Here is an 18,153-nt window from a genome sequence, read left to right as displayed (position 1 = left end):
CGGCCTTCGCCGTTGCCGCCGCGGGATAGGATACCTAGGTGACTGAACCGACCCCCTCCGCCCCCGTCGAGCGCTCCGCGGCGACCGCCGGTGCCCCAGCGCAGCTCCTGGGCGCCTCCGACATCCGCAGGCTGGCCGAGGAAATCGGGGTCCGTCCCACCAAGACCTTGGGCCAGAACTTCGTCATCGACGGCAACACCATCCGGCGCATCGTCGCCGCGGCGGAGATCAGCGCGGACGAGACCGTGCTGGAAGTCGGCCCGGGCCTCGGCTCGCTGACCTTGGGCCTGCTGGACGCCGCCACCTCGGTCGTCGCCGTCGAAATCGACCCGGTCCTCGCCGCCAAACTGCCCGACACCGTGGCACGCTGGCGCCCCGGCGCCGTCGAAAATTTCCACCTGGTCCTCGCCGACGCGATGAAGGTGACCGAGCTGCCGGTGCAGCCCACGGCGCTGGTCGCCAATCTTCCCTACAACGTGGCCGTCCCCGTCGTGCTGCACCTGCTGCAGCATTTCCCGAGCCTGCGGCACGGCCTGGTCATGGTCCAGGACGAGGTGGCCGACCGGCTCGCCGCCGGCCCGGGTTCCAAGACCTACGGCGTCCCCTCGGTCAAGGCAGCCTGGTACAGCGGCATGCGCAAGGCCGGTGTGATCGGGATGAACGTCTTCTGGCCGGCGCCCAAGATCCATTCCGGGCTCGTCGCCTTCACCCGGCGGGACCCGCCGGCAACCTCCGCCACCCGGGAAGAGGTCTTCGCCGTCATCGATGCGGCCTTCGCCCAGCGGCGCAAGACCCTCCGGGCCGCTCTGGCGGGCTGGGCCGGAAGCGCCGCCGAAGCCGAACGCTGTCTCCGGGCCGCCGGCGTCGACCCCACCGCCCGGGGCGAAGTGCTCGATATCACCGCCTTCGCCCGCATCGCCGAAGCACACGCCCGGCCCGGCACCTGAGCGCCACGGCCGACGGTTCTGCTTGGAGCCTCAGCCTGCCATGCCATAGCGTGGAGCCATGAACGCAGTGAGAGGGCGCTTTGCCGCCAGGACTGTCCGGGTCAAGGCACCCGGCAAGGTGAACGTCTCACTGGATGTCGGACCGCTACGCCCGGACGGCTACCACTCGGTGGCAAGCGTCTACCTTGCCGTATCCCTGTATGAAGAGGTCGCCGCCACCAGCACGGACACCGGCGAGATAACGGTCAGCATCAGCCCGGCCAGCACCCTTGACCTGGACGGCGTCGACATCCCGCTCGACGAACGCAACCTTGCGTACAAGGCCGCGGCCATCATGGCCGATGTCTCGGAGCACTCCACCGGCGTGCACCTCGAAATCATCAAGCGGGTTCCGGTCGCCGGGGGCATGGGCGGCGGCTCGGCCGACGCCGCGGCCACCCTGCTGGCCTGCGACGCGCTGTGGAACAGCGGGCTCTCCCGGGACGAACTGGCCCACCTCGCTGCCGAGCTGGGGGCCGACGTGCCGTTCTCCCTGCTGGGAGGGACTGCCGTCGGACTGGGCCTGGGCGACGAGCTCTCCCCGGCGCTGGTGAAGGCTCAGACGGACTGGGTGCTCGTCACCGCGGATTTCGGTCTGCCTACCCCCGCGGTCTATAAAACCCTGGACCGGCTGCGCGCGGACGAAGGGGTGGAAGTCGAGGAGCCCACCGCCGTCGATCCCCGCGTCCTCGCCGCGCTCCGCAGCGGCGACGCCGATGCGCTCAGCCGGGTCTTGGTCAACGATCTGCAGCGCGCCTCGATCGAGCTGGCACCCGGGCTCCGCGACGTCCTGGGGCTGGGCGAATCCTGCGGCGCGATCGCGGGAATCGTCTCCGGCTCCGGCCCCACGGTGGCGCTGCTGGCGCACAGCCCGGCCGCGGCCGAGGGACTCGCCGAAGACCTGCGCCACCACGGCCTCGACGCCCTGGCGGTCCACGGCCCGGTGCACGGCGCCCGGATCATTTCCGATACGCTCCTTTAGTAGCTTTGACCGTATATACGTCATATACGTCAGAGCTGCGTCAGCTAAGCAGCGTCTTTAGCTCGACCATTTCATCTAGGAAAGCAGTTCCCAGTGGCACACCTGCTCGGCGGCGAGAACCTCACGGTCTCGTACGCAACCCGTACCGTCCTCGATGGCATCACCCTCGGCCTTGAAGAGGGCGACCGGATCGGCATGGTGGGCCGCAACGGCGACGGCAAGTCGACGTTGATGCGGCTGCTGGCCATGCGTGCCACCCCCGACTCCGGCCGGGTGACCAAGCGCAGCGAGGTCAACATCGGCTACCTGGACCAGAGCGACGTGCTCGACGGCGACCTCACCGTCGGCGCCGCGATCGTCGGGGACCAGGCCGACTACGAATGGGCCCGCAACCCGCAGATCCGCGAAATCATGGGCGGACTCGTGTCCGACGTCGACTGGCACGCCAACGTGCACGCGCTCTCCGGCGGGCAGAAGCGCCGTGTGGCGCTGGCCAAGCTGCTGATCGAGGACCACGATGTCATCATGCTCGACGAGCCCACCAACCACCTCGACGTCGAGGGCGTCGCGTGGCTGTCACGGCACCTGAAGACCCGCTGGCGGCCCAACCAGGGTGCGTTCCTCGTGGTCACCCACGACCGCTGGTTCCTCGACGAAGTCTGCAACAAGACCTGGGAAATCCACGACGGCATCATGGACCCGTTCGACGGCGGTTACGCCGCCTACGTGCTGGCCCGCGCCGAGCGTGACCGGGCTGCCTCCGTGACGGAGGGCAAACGCCAGCAGCTCGTCAAGAAGGAACTAGCCTGGCTCCGGCGCGGCGCCCCCGCCCGCACCGCGAAGCCCAAGTTCCGGATCGAGGCAGCCAACGCCCTGATTGCGGATGTCCCGGAGCCACGCGACTCGACGGCCCTGAGCAAGATGGCCACCGCCCGGCTCGGCAAGGACGTCCTGGACCTCGAGAACGTCTCCCTCGACTTCCTCGGCGGCGAGCCCGGGCAGAAGCTCTTCGACAACATCACGCTGCGGCTCGCGCCGGGCGAGCGGCTGGGACTCGTGGGGGTCAACGGTGCCGGCAAAACCACCCTGCTGAAGCTCCTCAACGGCGAAATCCAGCCCACCTCCGGGAAGGTCAAGCGCGGCAAGACCGTGGTCACCGCGGTCCTGACCCAGGAGGTCAAGGAGCTCGACGACGTCAAGGACCTGCGCGTCATCGAAGTGATCGAGCGCGAGAAGCGATCGTTCAACGTCGGCGGCAAGGAGTTCACCGCCGGGCAGCTCGTGGAGCAGCTCGGCTTCACGAACGAGAAGCAGTGGACCCCGGTCAAGGACCTCTCCGGTGGCGAACGCCGCCGCCTCCAGCTCCTGCGCCTGCTGGTGGGGGAGCCGAACGTCCTGATGCTTGATGAGCCCACCAACGACCTCGACACGGACACCCTCGCCGCCGTCGAGGACGTGCTGGACGGCTGGCCGGGCACGCTCGTGGTGGTCAGCCACGACCGCTATCTGCTGGAACGCGTCACGGACCACCAGATGGCCCTGCTCGGTGACGGCAAGATCCGCGCCCTGCCGCGCGGCGTGGACCAGTACTTGGAACTGCGCGAGGCTGCGCTGGCAGGCTCCACCATCACCGGCGGCGGCAACCCGGTCACCTCCTCCAGCGCCGCTGCGGCCCCGGCTGCCACCGGACCGTCCGAAGCCGAAAAGCGCGACGCCCGCAAGGCCAAGAACCGGATCGACCGGCAGCTGGGCAAACTCAAGCAGCAGGAAGACAAGATCCACGCCCAGATGACCGCCGGCGCCGGTGACGCCTCCAAGTTCGACGAGCTGGCTGGCCTGAACGCGAAGCTGCAGCAGCTCTCCGCCGAACGCGAGGCCCTCGAACTCGAATGGCTCGAAGCCCTCGAGGTCCTCGGCGAGTAAAGCCCAAGGCGGAGTCTTCTCCGGACATGTTCCGTGTGCAGGGTCAGGAATGGGCATGCCCGCTGCAGCCCTGCAGGACTCACGGACATGTCCGTCGTTCGGGCCCGGGAATGGGCATGCCCGCTCCAACCCTGCAGGACTCACGGACATGTCCGTCGTTCGGGCCCGGGAATGGGCATGCCCGCTCCAACCCTGCAGGACTCACGGACATGTCCGTCGTTCGGCCCCGGGAATGGGCATATTGGTGATATGTCCATTGTCCGCGAGCAGGGACGGGCATGTCCCTCGGGTGGGCGTGAAGCGGGGCCGCCGGGCATGTCCCTCGGCCCGCGAGCAGGGACGGGCATGTCCCGCGGGTGGGCACACGGAGGATTGCTTGTGGCTCCCGTTCCGGGCTCAGGGCCGCTGCGCCGCGTAAGTGACCGCTGGGCAACCAACCATTGGGCGGGGTTGCTCAGTCCTCGCTGCGGAGTCCCGGGTCCTTTTGCAGGCCGGTGAGGCCGTTCCAGGCGAGGTTGACCAGGTGCGCGGCGACTTCGCGTTTGTCCGGGGTCCGGCTGTCCTGCCACCACTGCCCGGTCATCGCGACCATGCCGACCAGCATCTGGGCGTACATGGCTCCGTCGGCTGCGCTGAAGCCACGGTGGGCGAACTCGTCGGCCAGGATGTACTCGACCCGTGCCGCCACCTGCGAGAGCAGGGTGGAGAACGCGCCTTCGGGCTGTGACGGCGGGGCGTCGCGCATCAGGATGCGGAAGCCGTCGGTCCGGTCCTCGATGTAGCCCAGCAGCGCCAGGGCGGCCCGCTCCACCAGGACGCGGGGCTTGGCCTCCTCGGAGAGCGCGTCATTGATGGAGCCGAGCAGGATCCGGAATTCGTGCTCCACCACCTGGGTGTAGAGGCCTTCCTTGGAGCCGAAGTGTTCGTAAATCACCGGCTTCGAAACGCCGGCTGCGGCGGCAATCTCTTCGAGGGTGGTGCCGTCGAGGCCGCGGAGGGCGAAGAGTCCCCGGCCGATGCCGATCAGCTGGGTGCGCCGCTGGGGCCCGGTCATTCGCGACCTGGGGATGTAGCCGGAGGCCCGCACCGGCCTGCCGGTGCGGTGGTCCGCCCCTCCGGACACGCCTGCGCTGTTGCTCACAGCACCATCATGCCTTACAGCGGTGCCCATCCCCGGGCGTTGTGTCGCACGAGCAACATCCTTCGTGGCAGAATTGTCTCTTGTGCCACCGGCTCGCTGCCGTGGCATGGTCCGCTCTGGTGTAATGGCAGCACCCCGGCCTTTGGAGCCGTGGAGTATAGGTTCGAGTCCTATGGGCGGAACTGTCGTGGGCGCCCGCAGCCGGAGGAACCGGTCCGGGCGGGCGGGGGCCGGCGGAAGTCCAGTAGGATGAAGAGCATGCCGCGACCGGATTGCGGTCCGGCACGGCCGCGCGGAGCCGGCAACAAGGTGGACCACCTGGCTGTCGCCCCGGGTCAACCGAGATCGACCGAACAGCGGCACTGAGTCAGGCCACTGAGCAAGGAGAGCCCGTACGTGAGCCCCGAGAACACCGGCCCCGCCGCCGTCATCGTCCTAGCTGCAGGCGCCGGTACCCGGATGAAATCCCGTACCCCCAAGATCCTCCACGAGATTGGCGGTCGCTCCCTCGTCGGCCACGCCCTCAACGCCGCCCGCGCCATCCGGCCCCGCGAGCTGGCCCTCGTGGTCCGCCACGAACGCGACCAGGTCGCCGCGCACATCGCCGAAATCGACCCGCAGGCCTTGATCGTCGACCAGGACGACGTCCCCGGCACCGGCCGTGCCGTCGAAGCCGCCCTCGAGGCCCTCGACGCGCTCCACCCCGAAGCCCGGCTGAGCGGAACCGTCGTCGTCACCTACGGCGACGTCCCCCTGCTCACCGGCGAACTGCTTTCCGAACTGGTCGCCGTGCACGAGGCGGACGGCAACGCCGTCACCGTCCTCACCGCCGTCCTGGACGATGCCACCGGCTACGGCCGCATCCTCCGCGGCGTGGACCGCACCGTGACCGGCATCCGCGAACACAAGGACGCCAGCGACGTCGAACGCGAAATCCGCGAAGTCAACTCCGGCATCTACGCTTTCGACGCCGGCGTGCTGCGGGACGCCCTGGTCCACGTCACCACGGACAACGTCCAGGGCGAGAAGTACCTCACCGATGTCCTCTCCCTGGCCCGCGCCGCCGGGGGACGGGTCGCCGCCGTCGTGACCGAGGACCGCTGGCAGGTCGAAGGCGCGAACGACCGCGTTCAGCTCTCCGCCCTCGGCGCCGAACACAACCGGCGCATCGTCGAGGCCTGGATGCGCGCCGGTGTCACCGTCGTCGACCCGGCCACCACTTGGATCGACGCCACCGTGACCCTCGACGAGGATGTCCGCCTGCTGCCCAACACCCAGCTGCACGGCTCCACCACCGTGGCGCGCGACGCCGTCGTCGGCCCGGACACCACGCTGACCGACGTGCGGATCGGCGAAGGCGCCAAGGTGGTCCGCACCCACGGGGCCGGCTCCACCATCGGCGCCAACGCCAGCGTCGGCCCCTTCACCTACCTGCGCCCCGGCACCGTCCTGGGCGAGACCGGCAAGATCGGCGCGTTCTACGAGACCAAGAACGTCACCATCGGCCGCGGCTCGAAACTCTCCCACCTCGGCTACGCCGGCGACGCGGAGATCGGCGAGGACACCAACATCGGCTGCGGCAACATCACGGCCAACTACGACGGCGAGAAGAAGCACCGCACGGTCATCGGCTCCGGTGTCCGCACCGGATCCAACACGGTGTTCGTGGCTCCGGTCCAGGTGGGCGACGGTGCGTACAGCGGAGCGGGCGCCGTGATCCGCAGCGACGTCCCCGCCGGAGCCCTGGCCTTGACCATCGCCAAGCAGCGGAACTCCGAAGGCTGGGTCCTCTCGCACCGCCCGGGCTCCATCTCCGCCGCGCTGGCGGAAGCCGCCGGCGCCACCTCATCATCTTCCAGTACTCCGGCATCGACAGAAGAGGGCTAGCAAACATGAGCGAAATTACGGCACACGGGGAGAAGAAGCTGGTGCTCGCCGCCGGGCGGGCACACCCGGAGCTGGCGCGCGAGATCGCCAAGGAGCTGGGCACCGAACTGCTGCCCCTGGACGCCTACGACTTCGCCAACGGCGAGATCTACGTCCGGGCCGGCGAAAGCGTCCGCGGCACCGACGCCTTTGTCATCCAGGCGCACCCGGCACCGCTGAACAACTGGCTCATGGAACAGCTGATCATGATCGATTCGCTCAAGCGGGCCTCCGCCAAGCGCATCACCGTGGTCTCGCCGTTCTACCCGTACGCCCGCCAGGACAAGAAGGGCCGCGGCCGCGAGCCGATCTCCGCCCGTCTGGTCGCGGACCTGTACAAGACCGCCGGCGCCGACCGCATCATGAGCGTGGACCTGCACACCTCGCAGATCCAGGGCTTCTTCGACGGCCCCGTGGACCACCTGATGGCTATCCCGCTCCTCGCGGACTACATCCGCACCCGCGTCGGCTCGGACAAGATCACCGTCGTGTCCCCGGACACCGGGCGCGTCCGCGTGGCCGAGCAGTGGGCCGAACGCCTCGGCGGCGCGCCGCTGGCCTTCGTGCACAAGAGCCGTGACCTGACCGTGCCCAACCAGGCGGTCTCCAAGACCGTCGTGGGCCAGATCGAGGGCCGCACCTGCGTGCTGATCGACGACATGATCGACACCGGCGGAACCATCTCCGGCGCCGTCCAGGTGCTCAAGAACGCCGGCGCCAAGGATGTCATCATCGCCGCGACCCACGCTGTGTTCTCCGACCCGGCGTCGCAGCGCCTCGCCGAATCCGGCGCCCGTGAAGTCGTGGTCACCAACACCCTGCCGATCTCCCCGAGCAAGCACTTCCCGCAGCTCACCGTGCTGTCCATCGCTCCGCTGATCGCCCGCGCGATCCGCGAAGTGTTCGACGATGGTTCCGTCACGAGCCTCTTCGACGGCAACGCCTAGCGGCTAAGCAGCAACACCCAGCCGCGTGCCCGTCCGGGCACCCGGTACCCGGTGCCGGGCCCCGTTTTCGCTAAACGGGGCCCGGCACTGCTAAACTCGTTCCGATACCTTGGCGAGGGAGAGCACCGGTAAACCGCTTGCACGGAAAATGTGCGCGGTTGGCTGTACTGCTGGTCTCCGTAATCGACTGGGTCTGAATCTCCCTTCTGAAGGGCGGCCCGGCCGCCCGGCGTTGAAGGTCGCTGACAGACCTCCGCCCTTGCTGAACACCGTTCGTCCCAGAGGAGATATCCATGTCTGAGCAGAAGCTCGCAGCAGAAGTCCGCACCGAATTCGGCAAGGGCTTCGCCCGCCGCGCCCGCATGGCCAACCTGATCCCGGCCGTCATCTACGGCCACGGCGCAGAGCCGATCCACATCACCCTGCCGGCCAAGGCCACCACCCTGGCCGTCCGCACCGCCAACGCCCTGCTGTCCCTGGACATCAACGGCGAAGAGCACCTCGCCCTGGTCAAGGACATCCAGCGCAACCCGATCAAGCAGATCATCGAGCACCTCGACCTGCTGACCGTCCGCAAGGGCGAGAAGGTCACCGTTGACGTCCCCGTTCACGTCACCGGCGACGTTGCCCCGGGCAACGTCCACAACCTCGAGATGACCACCGTCTCGCTCGAGGCCGAGGCAACCCACCTGCCGACCGCCGTCGAGGTCAGCATCGAAGGCCGCGGCGCCGGCGAGCACATCCACGCGTCCGGCCTCGTGCTGCCGAAGGGCACCCTCCTGCTGGCAGACGCGGACGCCCTGGTTGTCAACATCTCCGAAGCCGTCGAAATCGTCGAGGAAGAAGAGACCACGGAAGAGGCTGCTCCGGCCGCCGAAGCCGCAGAGTCCTCCGAGGCTGCCGCCGAGTAATTCCGGCGCATTCTCAGGTGGCCGGGTCCCGACGGGGCCCGGCCGCCGTCGTCTCCGCCCCCCGCCGCACCTGGCCCGACGCCCCAAGAAGGATTGATCCATGACTGACAGCTGGCTGATCGTAGGCCTCGGCAACCCGGGTGCCGAATACGCCCACAACCGGCATAACGTGGGTCAGATGGTGCTCGATGAACTCGCGCACCGGGTCGGCGGCGGCTTCAAGTCGCACAAATCCCGCGCCCAGGTCCTCGAGGGCCGGCTCGGTATCGGCGGTCCCCGCGTGGTGCTCGCCAAGCCCCTGAGCTACATGAATGTCTCCGGCGGGCCGGTCTCCGCGCTGGCGAAGTTCTACGACATCGAGCCCGCCCGCGTCATTGCCGTCCACGACGAGATTGACATTCCTTTCAACACCGTCAAGCTCAAGATCGGCGGCGGCGAGGGCGGCCACAACGGGCTGCGCGATATCTCCAAGGCGCTGGCCACGAAGGACTACCTGCGGGTCCGCGTGGGCGTGGGCCGGCCGCCCGGCCGGATGGACACCGCCGATTTCGTGCTGCGGGACTTCGCCGCGCCGGAGAAGAAGGAACTCCCGTTCCTGATCGACGCGGCTGCCGACGCGGTGGAGGCACTGGTCCGTGACGGACTCCAGTCTGCCCAACAAAAGTTCCACCCCGCGAAAGCCGAGTAGCCGCCCTCGCCCTGCCGAGGCGGCGGGAGCCCAGTGACACCCGCCCCGTCTCAAGGGCCGGTCTTCCTTTCCAAGCGTCCCGGCTTGCCGTTATGATCTGTCTACTTGTCGGGGGATAGGGTTACGCTACTTCTAGGCGGACGGTTTCAGGTTTGCCGTCCGCACAGCGGTACGAAGGAAACTAGATGTCGAGGGATTCACTGGGCTGGGGGAATGTTTCCACTGCATTGGCACCGGCCGAAGTTCGAGAGGCCGCGGGGCCGGTGAATAGACACGCGTGGTCCGGTCTGGCACGCGGCGCCGATGCCGACCGCGTGCGGGCCGCCCTGACCGCGCCCGACAGCATGGGTGTGGTCATCACGGGGGACCGGGGAGTCGGCAAATCCCTCGTCGGACGCAGTGCCCTCGCCGGCTTCGGTCCGGACGTCTTTACACTCCAGCTCCGAAGTTCCGGGTCCGGCTCCGCCACGCCCTACGGATGCCTCGCATTCACCCTGGCCCGGCTCCCGCAAAGCGCCCTCGGATCGCCCACCGCGATCCTGCACGGCATCACCTCGCTGATCCGCAACGACGCCGCCGGCCGAAAGTGCGTGATCCTGCTGGACAATGCGGGCTCCCTCGACGAACAAAGCACCGGGGTGCTGCTGAACCTGCTGCAAACCGGAACGGCCAGGCTCGTCGCCACCGCACAGCGCGCCACCGACCTGCCGCCCGACTTCTACTGGCTCATCACCTCCGGACAGCTCGCCGAGGTCCGGCTCGACACCATGACCGAGATCGAAACCCGGGAAGTGCTCCAGGCCGCGCTCGGGCACCGGGTCTCAACCGCCCTGGCAAGCCAGATGCACGAACTCGTCGGCGGCAGCCCCACGCTCCTGCAGGCCGTCGTGTCGGAGCAGATCGAACGCGGCAATCTGGTGCTGTCCGGCTCCGTGTGGACGCTGGTGGACGAGGTCGTGCTGGACGGGAAGACGGCGCTGGAGGACATCGTCAGGGCCCGGTACGCCAGGGAATCGCCGGAGGCGCGGGAAGTGATCGAGGTGCTTTCCTGCGCACGCTGCATGTCCCTGTCCCGGCTTGCCCGGATGTACGGCCCGGGACTCATCGCTGACATGGAGGATGCCGGGCAGATCGTCGTCGACCGCACCGACCAGCACCTCGTAACGCTCGGGGACCGGTACCTGGGCGACATCGTCCGGAACTGGCTGAGTGTCGAGCGCCGGCTGGAGCTGCGCGACAAGGTTCCCGGCCACCAGGAACATGAACTGGCGGAACTGACCGTCGAGGACCTGCTGGCCTACGCGGCCTGGACGCACGACTGCCACGCCGAGCTGGCGCCGGCCCACGCGCTGGCGGCAGCCCAGGCCGCTGTCCGCCTCTTCGACCCGAAGTTCGCGCTCAAGTGCGCCGGCAGCATCAGCTCCGGCGACGGCGAATGGCCCGCCGGGCAACTGCAGAAGGCCGCCGCATACCTGCAGCTGGGGCTTCCCCTGCAAGCGATGTCCGCGCTCGACGACATTTCCGAGGCACAGATCAACGGGCTGGAGCCGGAGACCTTCGCCGAGCTGGTTGCGGCCAAGGCCGATTGCATGGCGTGGCTGGAGGACCGCAGCGGGAAGGTGCCGGAGCTTATCCGGCAGGCCCGGCTGCGGCTGCAGGAATTCCGGCAGGGCGACCCGCCGGCCGGCGCTGAAGCACTGGCCCGCGCCGGCCTGTGCCTGGACCTGTGCGAGTTCAATTACCTGTCCTTTATCGGCGACTACGAGCCGATGATGGACCGGCTCCGCGCCGCCGCCACGGCCGCCGACGCCGACGCGCTGGACCCGGTGCACCGGCTCCGGACCTCGATCATCCTGATGGAAGCCCTCTGCGTGACGGGCAAGGAACTCGAGGCCCGCCAGCTGATGCGCGAGATCGGCGGGAAGCTGGGCGACTGGTCCAACGTCCCGCGGATCCGCGAGAACTTCGCCTGGCGGGCCTTCAACGTCCTGCTGCTCTCGGGCCAGTGGCGCCAAAGCATCGACATGCTCAAGGACGCCAGCGGGCGTGCCGGGCACGGCCTGCATTCCGGCAGCGCCGCCACCGACCTCGCCGTCGGGCTCGCCTATGTGTACGCGGGCCGGGGCTACCTGGCCCTTGACCCGCTGCTGGCCGCGATCGCCCAGCTTGAAGTCAGGACCAGCCTGCATGCGCTGCGGCAGGCCTACGCCGCAACGGCCTTTGCGTACGCGCAGACGGGCAATTCAGTGCAGGCCACCGTCTACCTGGACCGCGCACGCTCCGCCGACGGGCCGGCACGCTTCGTGGTCAGCAGTTCGACCGAGTTCTGCATGGATATGGCCTCCCGGTGGCTGGGCGACCCCGAAGCGAAAGACCGGCTGGTTCACGCCGCCGAGCGGCACTTCCGCAACGGCCGCTACACCCTGGCCGGGATCTGCATGCTGGGCGCCACGGTCAACGGCAGCGTCAAGGACTTCCAGTTCATGGAAGACATCGCAGCGCTCCGGCAGGGCCCGCTCGCGGAGCTGTCCCGGGTGGTGGCGGTCGGAAGCCGGAAGAAGGACGCCGTCGTGATGCTCGAGGCCGCCGGACAGGCGGCCGCGCTGGAGCTCGACGCCGTCCAGGCCAGGTGCGCGGCGCTCGCGTTCGACTTTGCCAAGGCGGCCGGGCTGGCGGGGACCGCGACTGCTGCGCACAACATGCTGGAGGTCCTGTCCGAATCGGTGCCGGCGCTGCCAATCGTTCCCCGGACCAAGGGGCCCCTGCTGACGGAGCGGGAGCGGCAAATTGCGGCCCTCGCCGGGAATGGAGTTTCCAACAAGGACATTGCCCTGGAAGTGGGTATTTCGGTTCGAACGGTGGAGGGGCACTTGTACCAGGTATTCACGAAACTCGGGGTGTCCTCGCGGAGTGATCTGCTTGGACTCATCTAGGGCCCGGGCGGAAACGCCTGTGGAGGAGGAGAACCGCGTCCTGACGGGGCGCTCGGAGGACGTAAGCTCCGCGGTGGAGGCACTCCAGGGCGGCACGCGGGTCGCCGTGCTGCTGCTCGGGGACCACGGGATCGGCAAGTCAACGGTGATGGAGGCCGTCGCGGCCAAACTCAGCGGCGAGGTGACGCCGGTGCGCCTGCACGGCAGCCCGGCCCTGAGCCACGTGCCGTACGGCGTCCTGGCGCCGTTCATCGTCGACTTGCCCGTCGAGGACGCCACCTCCCAGCTGGCCGTTTTGCGGATCTTCTGGAGCTACCTCGAGGGGCAGCGGCGGGCGACCCAGAAACCTCTCCTGCTGATTGTCGACGACGCCCATGACCTGGATGAGGCGACGGCCGGTGTCCTCGTGGAACTCGCCGCCGCCGGCTGGGCAAAACTGCTCGTCAGCGCGGCGGCCCGCCCGGGACTGCCGGAGCCGCTCCTCCAGCTTTGGTTCGAGGGCATTGCCGAACGTCACGACCTGCGTCCGCTCACCCGGGAGCAAACGACCGAAATCCTGGTGCACCAGCTGGGTCCCCAGGTCCTGCCCAGCGTCGCCGAGGTGCTCTGGGAGGCGTCCGCCGGCAACCCGCTGCTGCTCAGCTGCCTGGTCGACGACGCAAAAAACGACGGTTCGCTGCTCCAGCGCAACGGGGTGTGGCTGCTCACCCGCCCGCTGAACAGCCACGGCGAACGGCTGACCGACGTCGTCCGGCGCCAACTGCTCCGGCGCTCGGCCGACGAACGCAAGGCCCTGAACCTTGTGGCGCTGGCCGAGCCGGTGTCCCGGACGCTGATTGAAGCCTTGGTGGACGAAGCCACCGTGGCGGGGCTGATCGAAGAGGAGCTGGTCCGGGTTTCGGACGCCCCCCAGCCTGAACTGCGGCTGTGGCATTCGGTCTACGGCGACACTCTCCGGAACCTGATCTCCCCGGCACGCAGCCTCCAGCTCCGGCAGAGCCTGCTGCGGCTGATGGACCGGGAACCGGCGTCGGCCGAGGGCCTCCTCCGGCACGTGAGCTGGTCGATGGAATGCGGCGTCGAGGTCGAGGACCGGCAGCTGCTCCGGGCCGCGGTGCTCGCCAGCAGGCTCTTCGAGGACGACCTCGCCCGCAAGGCCGCGTCCCAGGTCAAGGACCCGGAGCTGCAGATCGCGGCGCGGTCGGTGATAGCACGCACGCACTACAACACCTCCAACCATGCCTCTGCCCGGGACATCCTGGAGGCGGATTTCGCCAAGGGACGCACGGTGACGAGCCTGCTCACCGGGTCCCTGCTGTGGGCGGCGGTCCTCTCCGCGCTGGGCCATTCCCCGGCCGACATCATTAAGCGCGCTGACGCACTGCTGCGCGCCGGCGAGCGACTCGCCGCGGAGAACCCCGGCGACGCCGACAGCATCCTTACCGCCACCCGCGACCGGGTGCGGACCATCCGCAGCATGGTCCTGGCACTCGCGGGCTACGGCGAGAGCGCGGCGGCTGCCGGAGCCCCGGACCGTGAAACCGGCGGCAGTGTTTCCGGCGGCGACGATGACCGGCCGCCAGCCGCCAACAATCTTGACAGGGCCTTCAGCCTGGCGCTCCAGTCGGAGCAGCTGCTGGTTCAGGGCAAACCTGACAGCGCCTTCGCGGCGGCCACGGCAGCCTTGGAAGCAGCCGGGGCCGACCACGGCGAACTGTATTTCCTCTCCGACTTCCTGGTGGTCCGCGCCGTCACAGCGGCTATCCACGCAGGGGACTGGACCGCGGCGGAAAGCCTGCTTGGAGGGTTCGTGGCGGCCTTTGGACCAAGCCTGATCTCGTTCGGCGGCGGGGTGCACGCGGCCACCGGCATCATCCTGCTCTACCAAGGCAAGGCGGCGGAGGCCAAACGGACGCTGCGTGCGGCGCTTGAGGCCCTGCGGGTCGCGGATCCCCAGCAACTGTTTTCCCTGACGGCGGCCATGGCCTTCGCCGCCGCCGCCGAGATCGGCGCCACGGAGAAAGCCGCAGGGTTGCTGGCGGACTACGAATCCGCCCGGCCGGCTGTCTCCAGGTACCTGCGGACGCTCTCCGAGATGGCAGTGGTGTACGGCAAAGCCAGGCTGGGCGGCCACCGTCGCGCGGCGGAGGAGCTGGAAAAACTGGGCAGGCCCGACGGCGCCGGCGACACCGCGGGACTGGAGTTCGACGCCCTGGCCTTCCGGCTGGCCCTCGGCGATACGGATGCCGCCGTGCGCCTGCGGGAGCTCAAGCCGGTACTGGAGGGCCGCCGGGCCGCGGCCGTCTGCGGCTACGCCGAGGCGCTCGGCACGGAGCAGCCCGCGCAGCTGATTGACGCCGCCAAGAGCTGCGAGGAAGCCGAACTTTGGGGCTTCGCGGGCCTGGCGTACGGCGCCGCCGCGAGCGCCTACCACGCCGCCGGCGACACGCTGCGGGAGCGGATGGCAGTGTCGCAGCAGCAGCGCTGCCGCGATCGTGCCGAGAGCCTGCCGGGGCAGGAACCCGCCGGGCCGGACGACACGCTCGGACTGCTGACCCGCCGGGAACGCGACATCGTGGCGCTGGCCGTCCGCGGCCTGAGCGACCGTCAGATCGCCGCGGAACTGCAGGTCTCGGTCCGGACCGTTGAGGGCCACCTGTACCGCAGCTACGCCAAGTTGAACATCAGCGGACGCGACGAACTTCGAAGGGTGGCCGGGGAGTAGGTGTTTCCTGCTTCGCCGGAGCGCACCACACCGGCGGCACTCGTAGACCGCCGGCGACTACTTGGTTTGCGGCCCGGGGGCGCCTCGGGGTTTCCGAGTACAGCCACGTAGACCCGGGATCGATACCCGCACCGCAATCGAGTACTACCTACGGATGCCTTTGCCCGGGGTAGTCCATACCGTGGAGATATCACTGGTTAAACATTGATTGCGAAGGTCTCTCCCATGTTTCAGCAAGAAGCCGGCGTGCCTGCTGGCAGCGGTAAAACGGACGCGCTCTTAGCAATACACCGGCCAACCCAGGGACGGCAGGATAAGCCCTTCACCCGACAACAGACTGTTTCGGAGATCGTCGAAACCCTGACCTCAGGAGCAGGCTGCGGCGTCGTGCTCGTGGGCGAACACGGGGCCGGGAAGTCCTTCATCGCCCAGCGCGCCCTCGAACAGCTCGGCGATGACTACCTGGTTGTCCAGGTCCGCGGGAGTTCCATAGCCTCAAAGCTGCCCTACGGCGCCCTGAGCGTACTCCTCAATGACCTCGATGCCTCGCACCTGGAACACCCCCTCATGGTGCTGCGCGGACTCACCCACTTGCTGCAGACCAAAGCCCAGGGCCGCGGCGTCGTCCTGTTCGTGGACAACGCCCACGACCTGGATGACCTGTCCTGCATGATGGTGGCCCAGCTCAGCGCCGGAGGGCACGTGACGCTGCTCGCCGCCAGCGTGGACCTGCACCATGTTGGCGGGGACATCATGGGGCTCTGGAAGGACGACCTGCTCCGCCGCGTGGACCTGGAACCCTTCGACTTCGCCGAGACCTCGGCCACGCTCAACCAGGAGTATGGGGGACACTTCTCGCATTCCGCCGCCCGGGCGCTCTGGACTGCCAGCGGAGGGAACGCGCTCTTCCTGCATTCGCTGGCCCGGGAGCAGATCAAGCTCGGCACCGTCGTCCGGCAGGACGGCTCGTGGATCCTGGACGGACGCCCAATCGCGCTGACCGGTGAGGTGCGGGACGTCGTCAAGGCCCGGCTGAACCGGCTCAGCCCGGGCCAGCGCGACGTCTTCGAACTGTTGGCGCTCGCCGGCGCCGTCCCGCTGCAGACGCTCATGAGGATCTTCAATCCGCAGGACATGGACAACCTGCAGGAGCGCGCCCTGATCCAGGTCAGCCACGACCACCCGCCGATGGTCAGTGTCGCCAACGCGGTCACCGCGTCAATCGTCGCCAGCGTGGTCCCTCCGGGCCGCAGCGCGGAACTCCGGCGCCGGCTCACGGCCGTGCTGTCGGACACCGAACAGGCCAAAGCCGGCGGAGCCACGGACCTCGCCTGGGCGCTCGACTGCGGGGAGCGGATCAGCGCGGAAACCGCCGTGGCGGCCGCACGCCAGGCCAACAACGCCTCGGATCCCACTTCGGCGCTGAGGTTCATCCACGAAATCGATGGTTGCGGGGCGCTCGCCGGGGCGGTCGTCGAAACGGTGAAGGCCCATATCTCGTTCAACAACAACGAGTCCGCGCGGCGGATCCTCCACGGACTCGATGATTCTGCCGCCGAGGAGTACCCGCTGACCGAGTGGGTCGCCCTGCAGCTCCTTCGGGCCGAGCTGGACCACCGGAGCGCGGCCACCGCAGCCGAAGCCCCGGCCAGGTTGCGGATGGTCCGCGAGCGCCTTTACGGGCAGCCCGCGCAAGATCCGGCCGAACTGGAATGGGCCCGCGGGCAGCTGCGCCTCGCCGAAGTCAAACTTGCCGCCTTCGAGGGCCGCTATGACGACGTTCTGGCAGTCCGTGCCGATCTTGACCCCGAACTGGGCAGCGAAACAGGCATTCTCACCGCGAGCCTGCTCTGCGAGACCATGGCCGTCAGCGGAAATGTCCTCGGCGCCATGGCGCTGGGCAAGCAGATTATGGCGGCGGCCGCGACCGTCCCGCTGGCAGACACCACCGTGCGCGACATCAGGGGACGCTTCCTGCTGCTCCTGCTCCTTTCCGCGAAGTTCCGGGAGGCGTCTGCCTTCATTGCGACCGCGACCGGCACGGCCGAGCCGCACGCCCGCCTCGGGGGGATGTTCGAAATCGGCCAGGGTGTCATCGATCTTCATGCCGGGCGCCTTGAGAGCGCCATTCCCTGGCTGGAGGCCGGGATGTGGCAGCTCCGGACCCAGGATCCCGACGGGTTGTCCGGCCTGGCCACGGCCGCATGTGCTTATGCGGCAGGGCTCGCCGGCGACGAGGAAAAAGCCAGCCTGCTGCTCGCCGAAGTGGCGCAGCCGCAACGCCACGGTTCCTGGCTGGTTGGCCGGGTGACGCGCTACTTTGAGCTTTGCGCGCTGGCTGAACTCGGCCAACGCGCAGCTGCCATCCGCACCCTCCTCGCCGAGGCGGCGAGCGAGGCGGACGCCGGCTCGCCGGCCACCGGGCTGCTCTTCCTGTCCGCGGCGGCACGGCTCGGGGACCGCCAGCTTTGCCAGAAGCTTGCCGGCCTCGCCGCCCAGGTCACCGGGCAGTTCGCCCAGCTGTGCCTGCGCCTGGCAGAGGGAGTGAAGGACGGCGCCAGCGAGCAGCTGCTGGCTGTGGCCAAGGATGCCGATGCCGCCGGGAACGCGCTCTTTGCCCGCGACGTGGCCCGGCGGGCGGTCTACTGCGCCAATGAAGCCGGGAACCGGATCGCGCTCCGCATCTCGCAGCGCACGGAACAGTCCCTCGATGACAGGTTCGGAAGCCCCGGAAACGGCCTGCATTCGCTGACCACCTCCACGCTGACGGCCCGCGAGTGCGAAGTGGCTGTCCGGGCGGCGGCCGGAACATCCAACCGCAAGATCGCGGAACAGATGCACGTTTCGGTCCGGACGGTGGAAGGCCACCTTTACCAGGTGTACTCAAAACTCCATGTCGCGAGCCGATCGGAGCTGAAGGATGTCATCTCGGCACCGGCGGCCAGCGCCCGCATCGGCTGACCGGCGCAGGGGCAGACCCGGCACGCGGGG

Annotated in this window: 11 protein-coding genes and 1 tRNA gene; 11 read left to right on the top strand and 1 reads right to left on the bottom strand. The window is 68.6% G+C overall.

The annotated features are described in order from the left end of the window. Window positions 1-38 precede the first annotated feature (38 nt). The 3 genes from rsmA (at window position 39) to AB4Y91_RS10645 (ending at window position 3,891) form a co-directional block, all read left to right on the top strand. Window positions 39-947 carry a 16S rRNA (adenine(1518)-N(6)/adenine(1519)-N(6))-dimethyltransferase RsmA gene (rsmA, locus tag AB4Y91_RS10655; protein ID WP_441418450.1) on the top strand — a complete coding sequence of 303 codons (909 nt, stop codon included), beginning with the start codon at window positions 39-41 and terminating at the stop codon, window positions 945-947. 58 nt (window positions 948-1,005) lie between these two features. Then, window positions 1,006-1,968: a 4-(cytidine 5'-diphospho)-2-C-methyl-D-erythritol kinase gene (locus tag AB4Y91_RS10650; RefSeq protein WP_441418449.1), complete on the top strand. Its 963-nt coding sequence runs from the start codon at window positions 1,006-1,008 to the stop codon at window positions 1,966-1,968. A 93-nt stretch (window positions 1,969-2,061) separates the two neighbouring features. Next, entirely contained in the window at window positions 2,062-3,891 is a 1,830-nt protein-coding gene (locus AB4Y91_RS10645; RefSeq protein WP_441418448.1) for an ABC-F family ATP-binding cassette domain-containing protein, read from the top strand. 454 nt (window positions 3,892-4,345) lie between these two features. On the opposite strand, the gene AB4Y91_RS10640 is transcribed toward AB4Y91_RS10645, so the two are convergent. Next, the gene (locus AB4Y91_RS10640; RefSeq protein ID WP_441418565.1) at window positions 4,346-4,945 is read right to left on the bottom strand and encodes a TetR/AcrR family transcriptional regulator; all 600 of its coding nucleotides are present in this window, start codon (window positions 4,943-4,945) and stop codon (window positions 4,346-4,348) included. A gap of 197 nt (window positions 4,946-5,142) precedes the next feature. Between AB4Y91_RS10640 and AB4Y91_RS10635 the strand changes: the two genes are divergently transcribed. The 8 genes from AB4Y91_RS10635 to AB4Y91_RS10600 all read left to right on the top strand — a co-directional run bounded on the left by AB4Y91_RS10635 (window position 5,143) and on the right by AB4Y91_RS10600 (window position 18,123). Beyond that, window positions 5,143-5,214 (top strand) — tRNA-Gln (locus AB4Y91_RS10635). 214 nt (window positions 5,215-5,428) lie between these two features. Next, window positions 5,429-6,919, top strand: a complete 1,491-nt coding sequence (gene glmU, locus AB4Y91_RS10630; RefSeq protein WP_441418447.1) for a bifunctional UDP-N-acetylglucosamine diphosphorylase/glucosamine-1-phosphate N-acetyltransferase GlmU — start codon at window positions 5,429-5,431, stop codon at window positions 6,917-6,919. 5 nt (window positions 6,920-6,924) lie between these two features. Continuing rightward, window positions 6,925-7,905, top strand: coding sequence for a ribose-phosphate diphosphokinase (locus AB4Y91_RS10625; RefSeq protein WP_175322781.1), 981 nt, complete (start codon window positions 6,925-6,927; stop codon window positions 7,903-7,905). Window positions 7,906-8,198: 293 nt separating this feature from the next. Further along, complete coding sequence (locus AB4Y91_RS10620) at window positions 8,199-8,816, top strand: 50S ribosomal protein L25/general stress protein Ctc (protein ID WP_441418446.1); 618 nt, start codon at window positions 8,199-8,201, stop codon at window positions 8,814-8,816. A 100-nt stretch (window positions 8,817-8,916) separates the two neighbouring features. Beyond that, complete coding sequence (pth, locus tag AB4Y91_RS10615) at window positions 8,917-9,504, top strand: aminoacyl-tRNA hydrolase (protein WP_441418445.1); 588 nt, start codon at window positions 8,917-8,919, stop codon at window positions 9,502-9,504. Window positions 9,505-9,767: 263 nt separating this feature from the next. Continuing rightward, a complete protein-coding gene (locus AB4Y91_RS10610) occupies window positions 9,768-12,437 on the top strand; it encodes a LuxR C-terminal-related transcriptional regulator (RefSeq protein ID WP_441418444.1) in 2,670 nt (889 codons plus the stop codon). A 19-nt stretch (window positions 12,438-12,456) separates the two neighbouring features. Next, the gene (locus AB4Y91_RS10605; protein ID WP_441418443.1) at window positions 12,457-15,162 is read left to right on the top strand and encodes a LuxR C-terminal-related transcriptional regulator; all 2,706 of its coding nucleotides are present in this window, start codon (window positions 12,457-12,459) and stop codon (window positions 15,160-15,162) included. 225 nt (window positions 15,163-15,387) lie between these two features. Next, window positions 15,388-18,123, top strand: coding sequence for a LuxR C-terminal-related transcriptional regulator (locus tag AB4Y91_RS10600; protein ID WP_441418442.1), 2,736 nt, complete (start codon window positions 15,388-15,390; stop codon window positions 18,121-18,123). Window positions 18,124-18,153: the final 30 nt, after the last annotated feature.

Origin of the sequence: Arthrobacter sp. YAF16 (genome assembly GCF_052113385.1) — a bacterium.
GTDB lineage: Bacteria > Actinomycetota > Actinomycetes > Actinomycetales > Micrococcaceae > Arthrobacter.
This window is presented reverse-complemented; position numbering and strand designations above follow the sequence as displayed.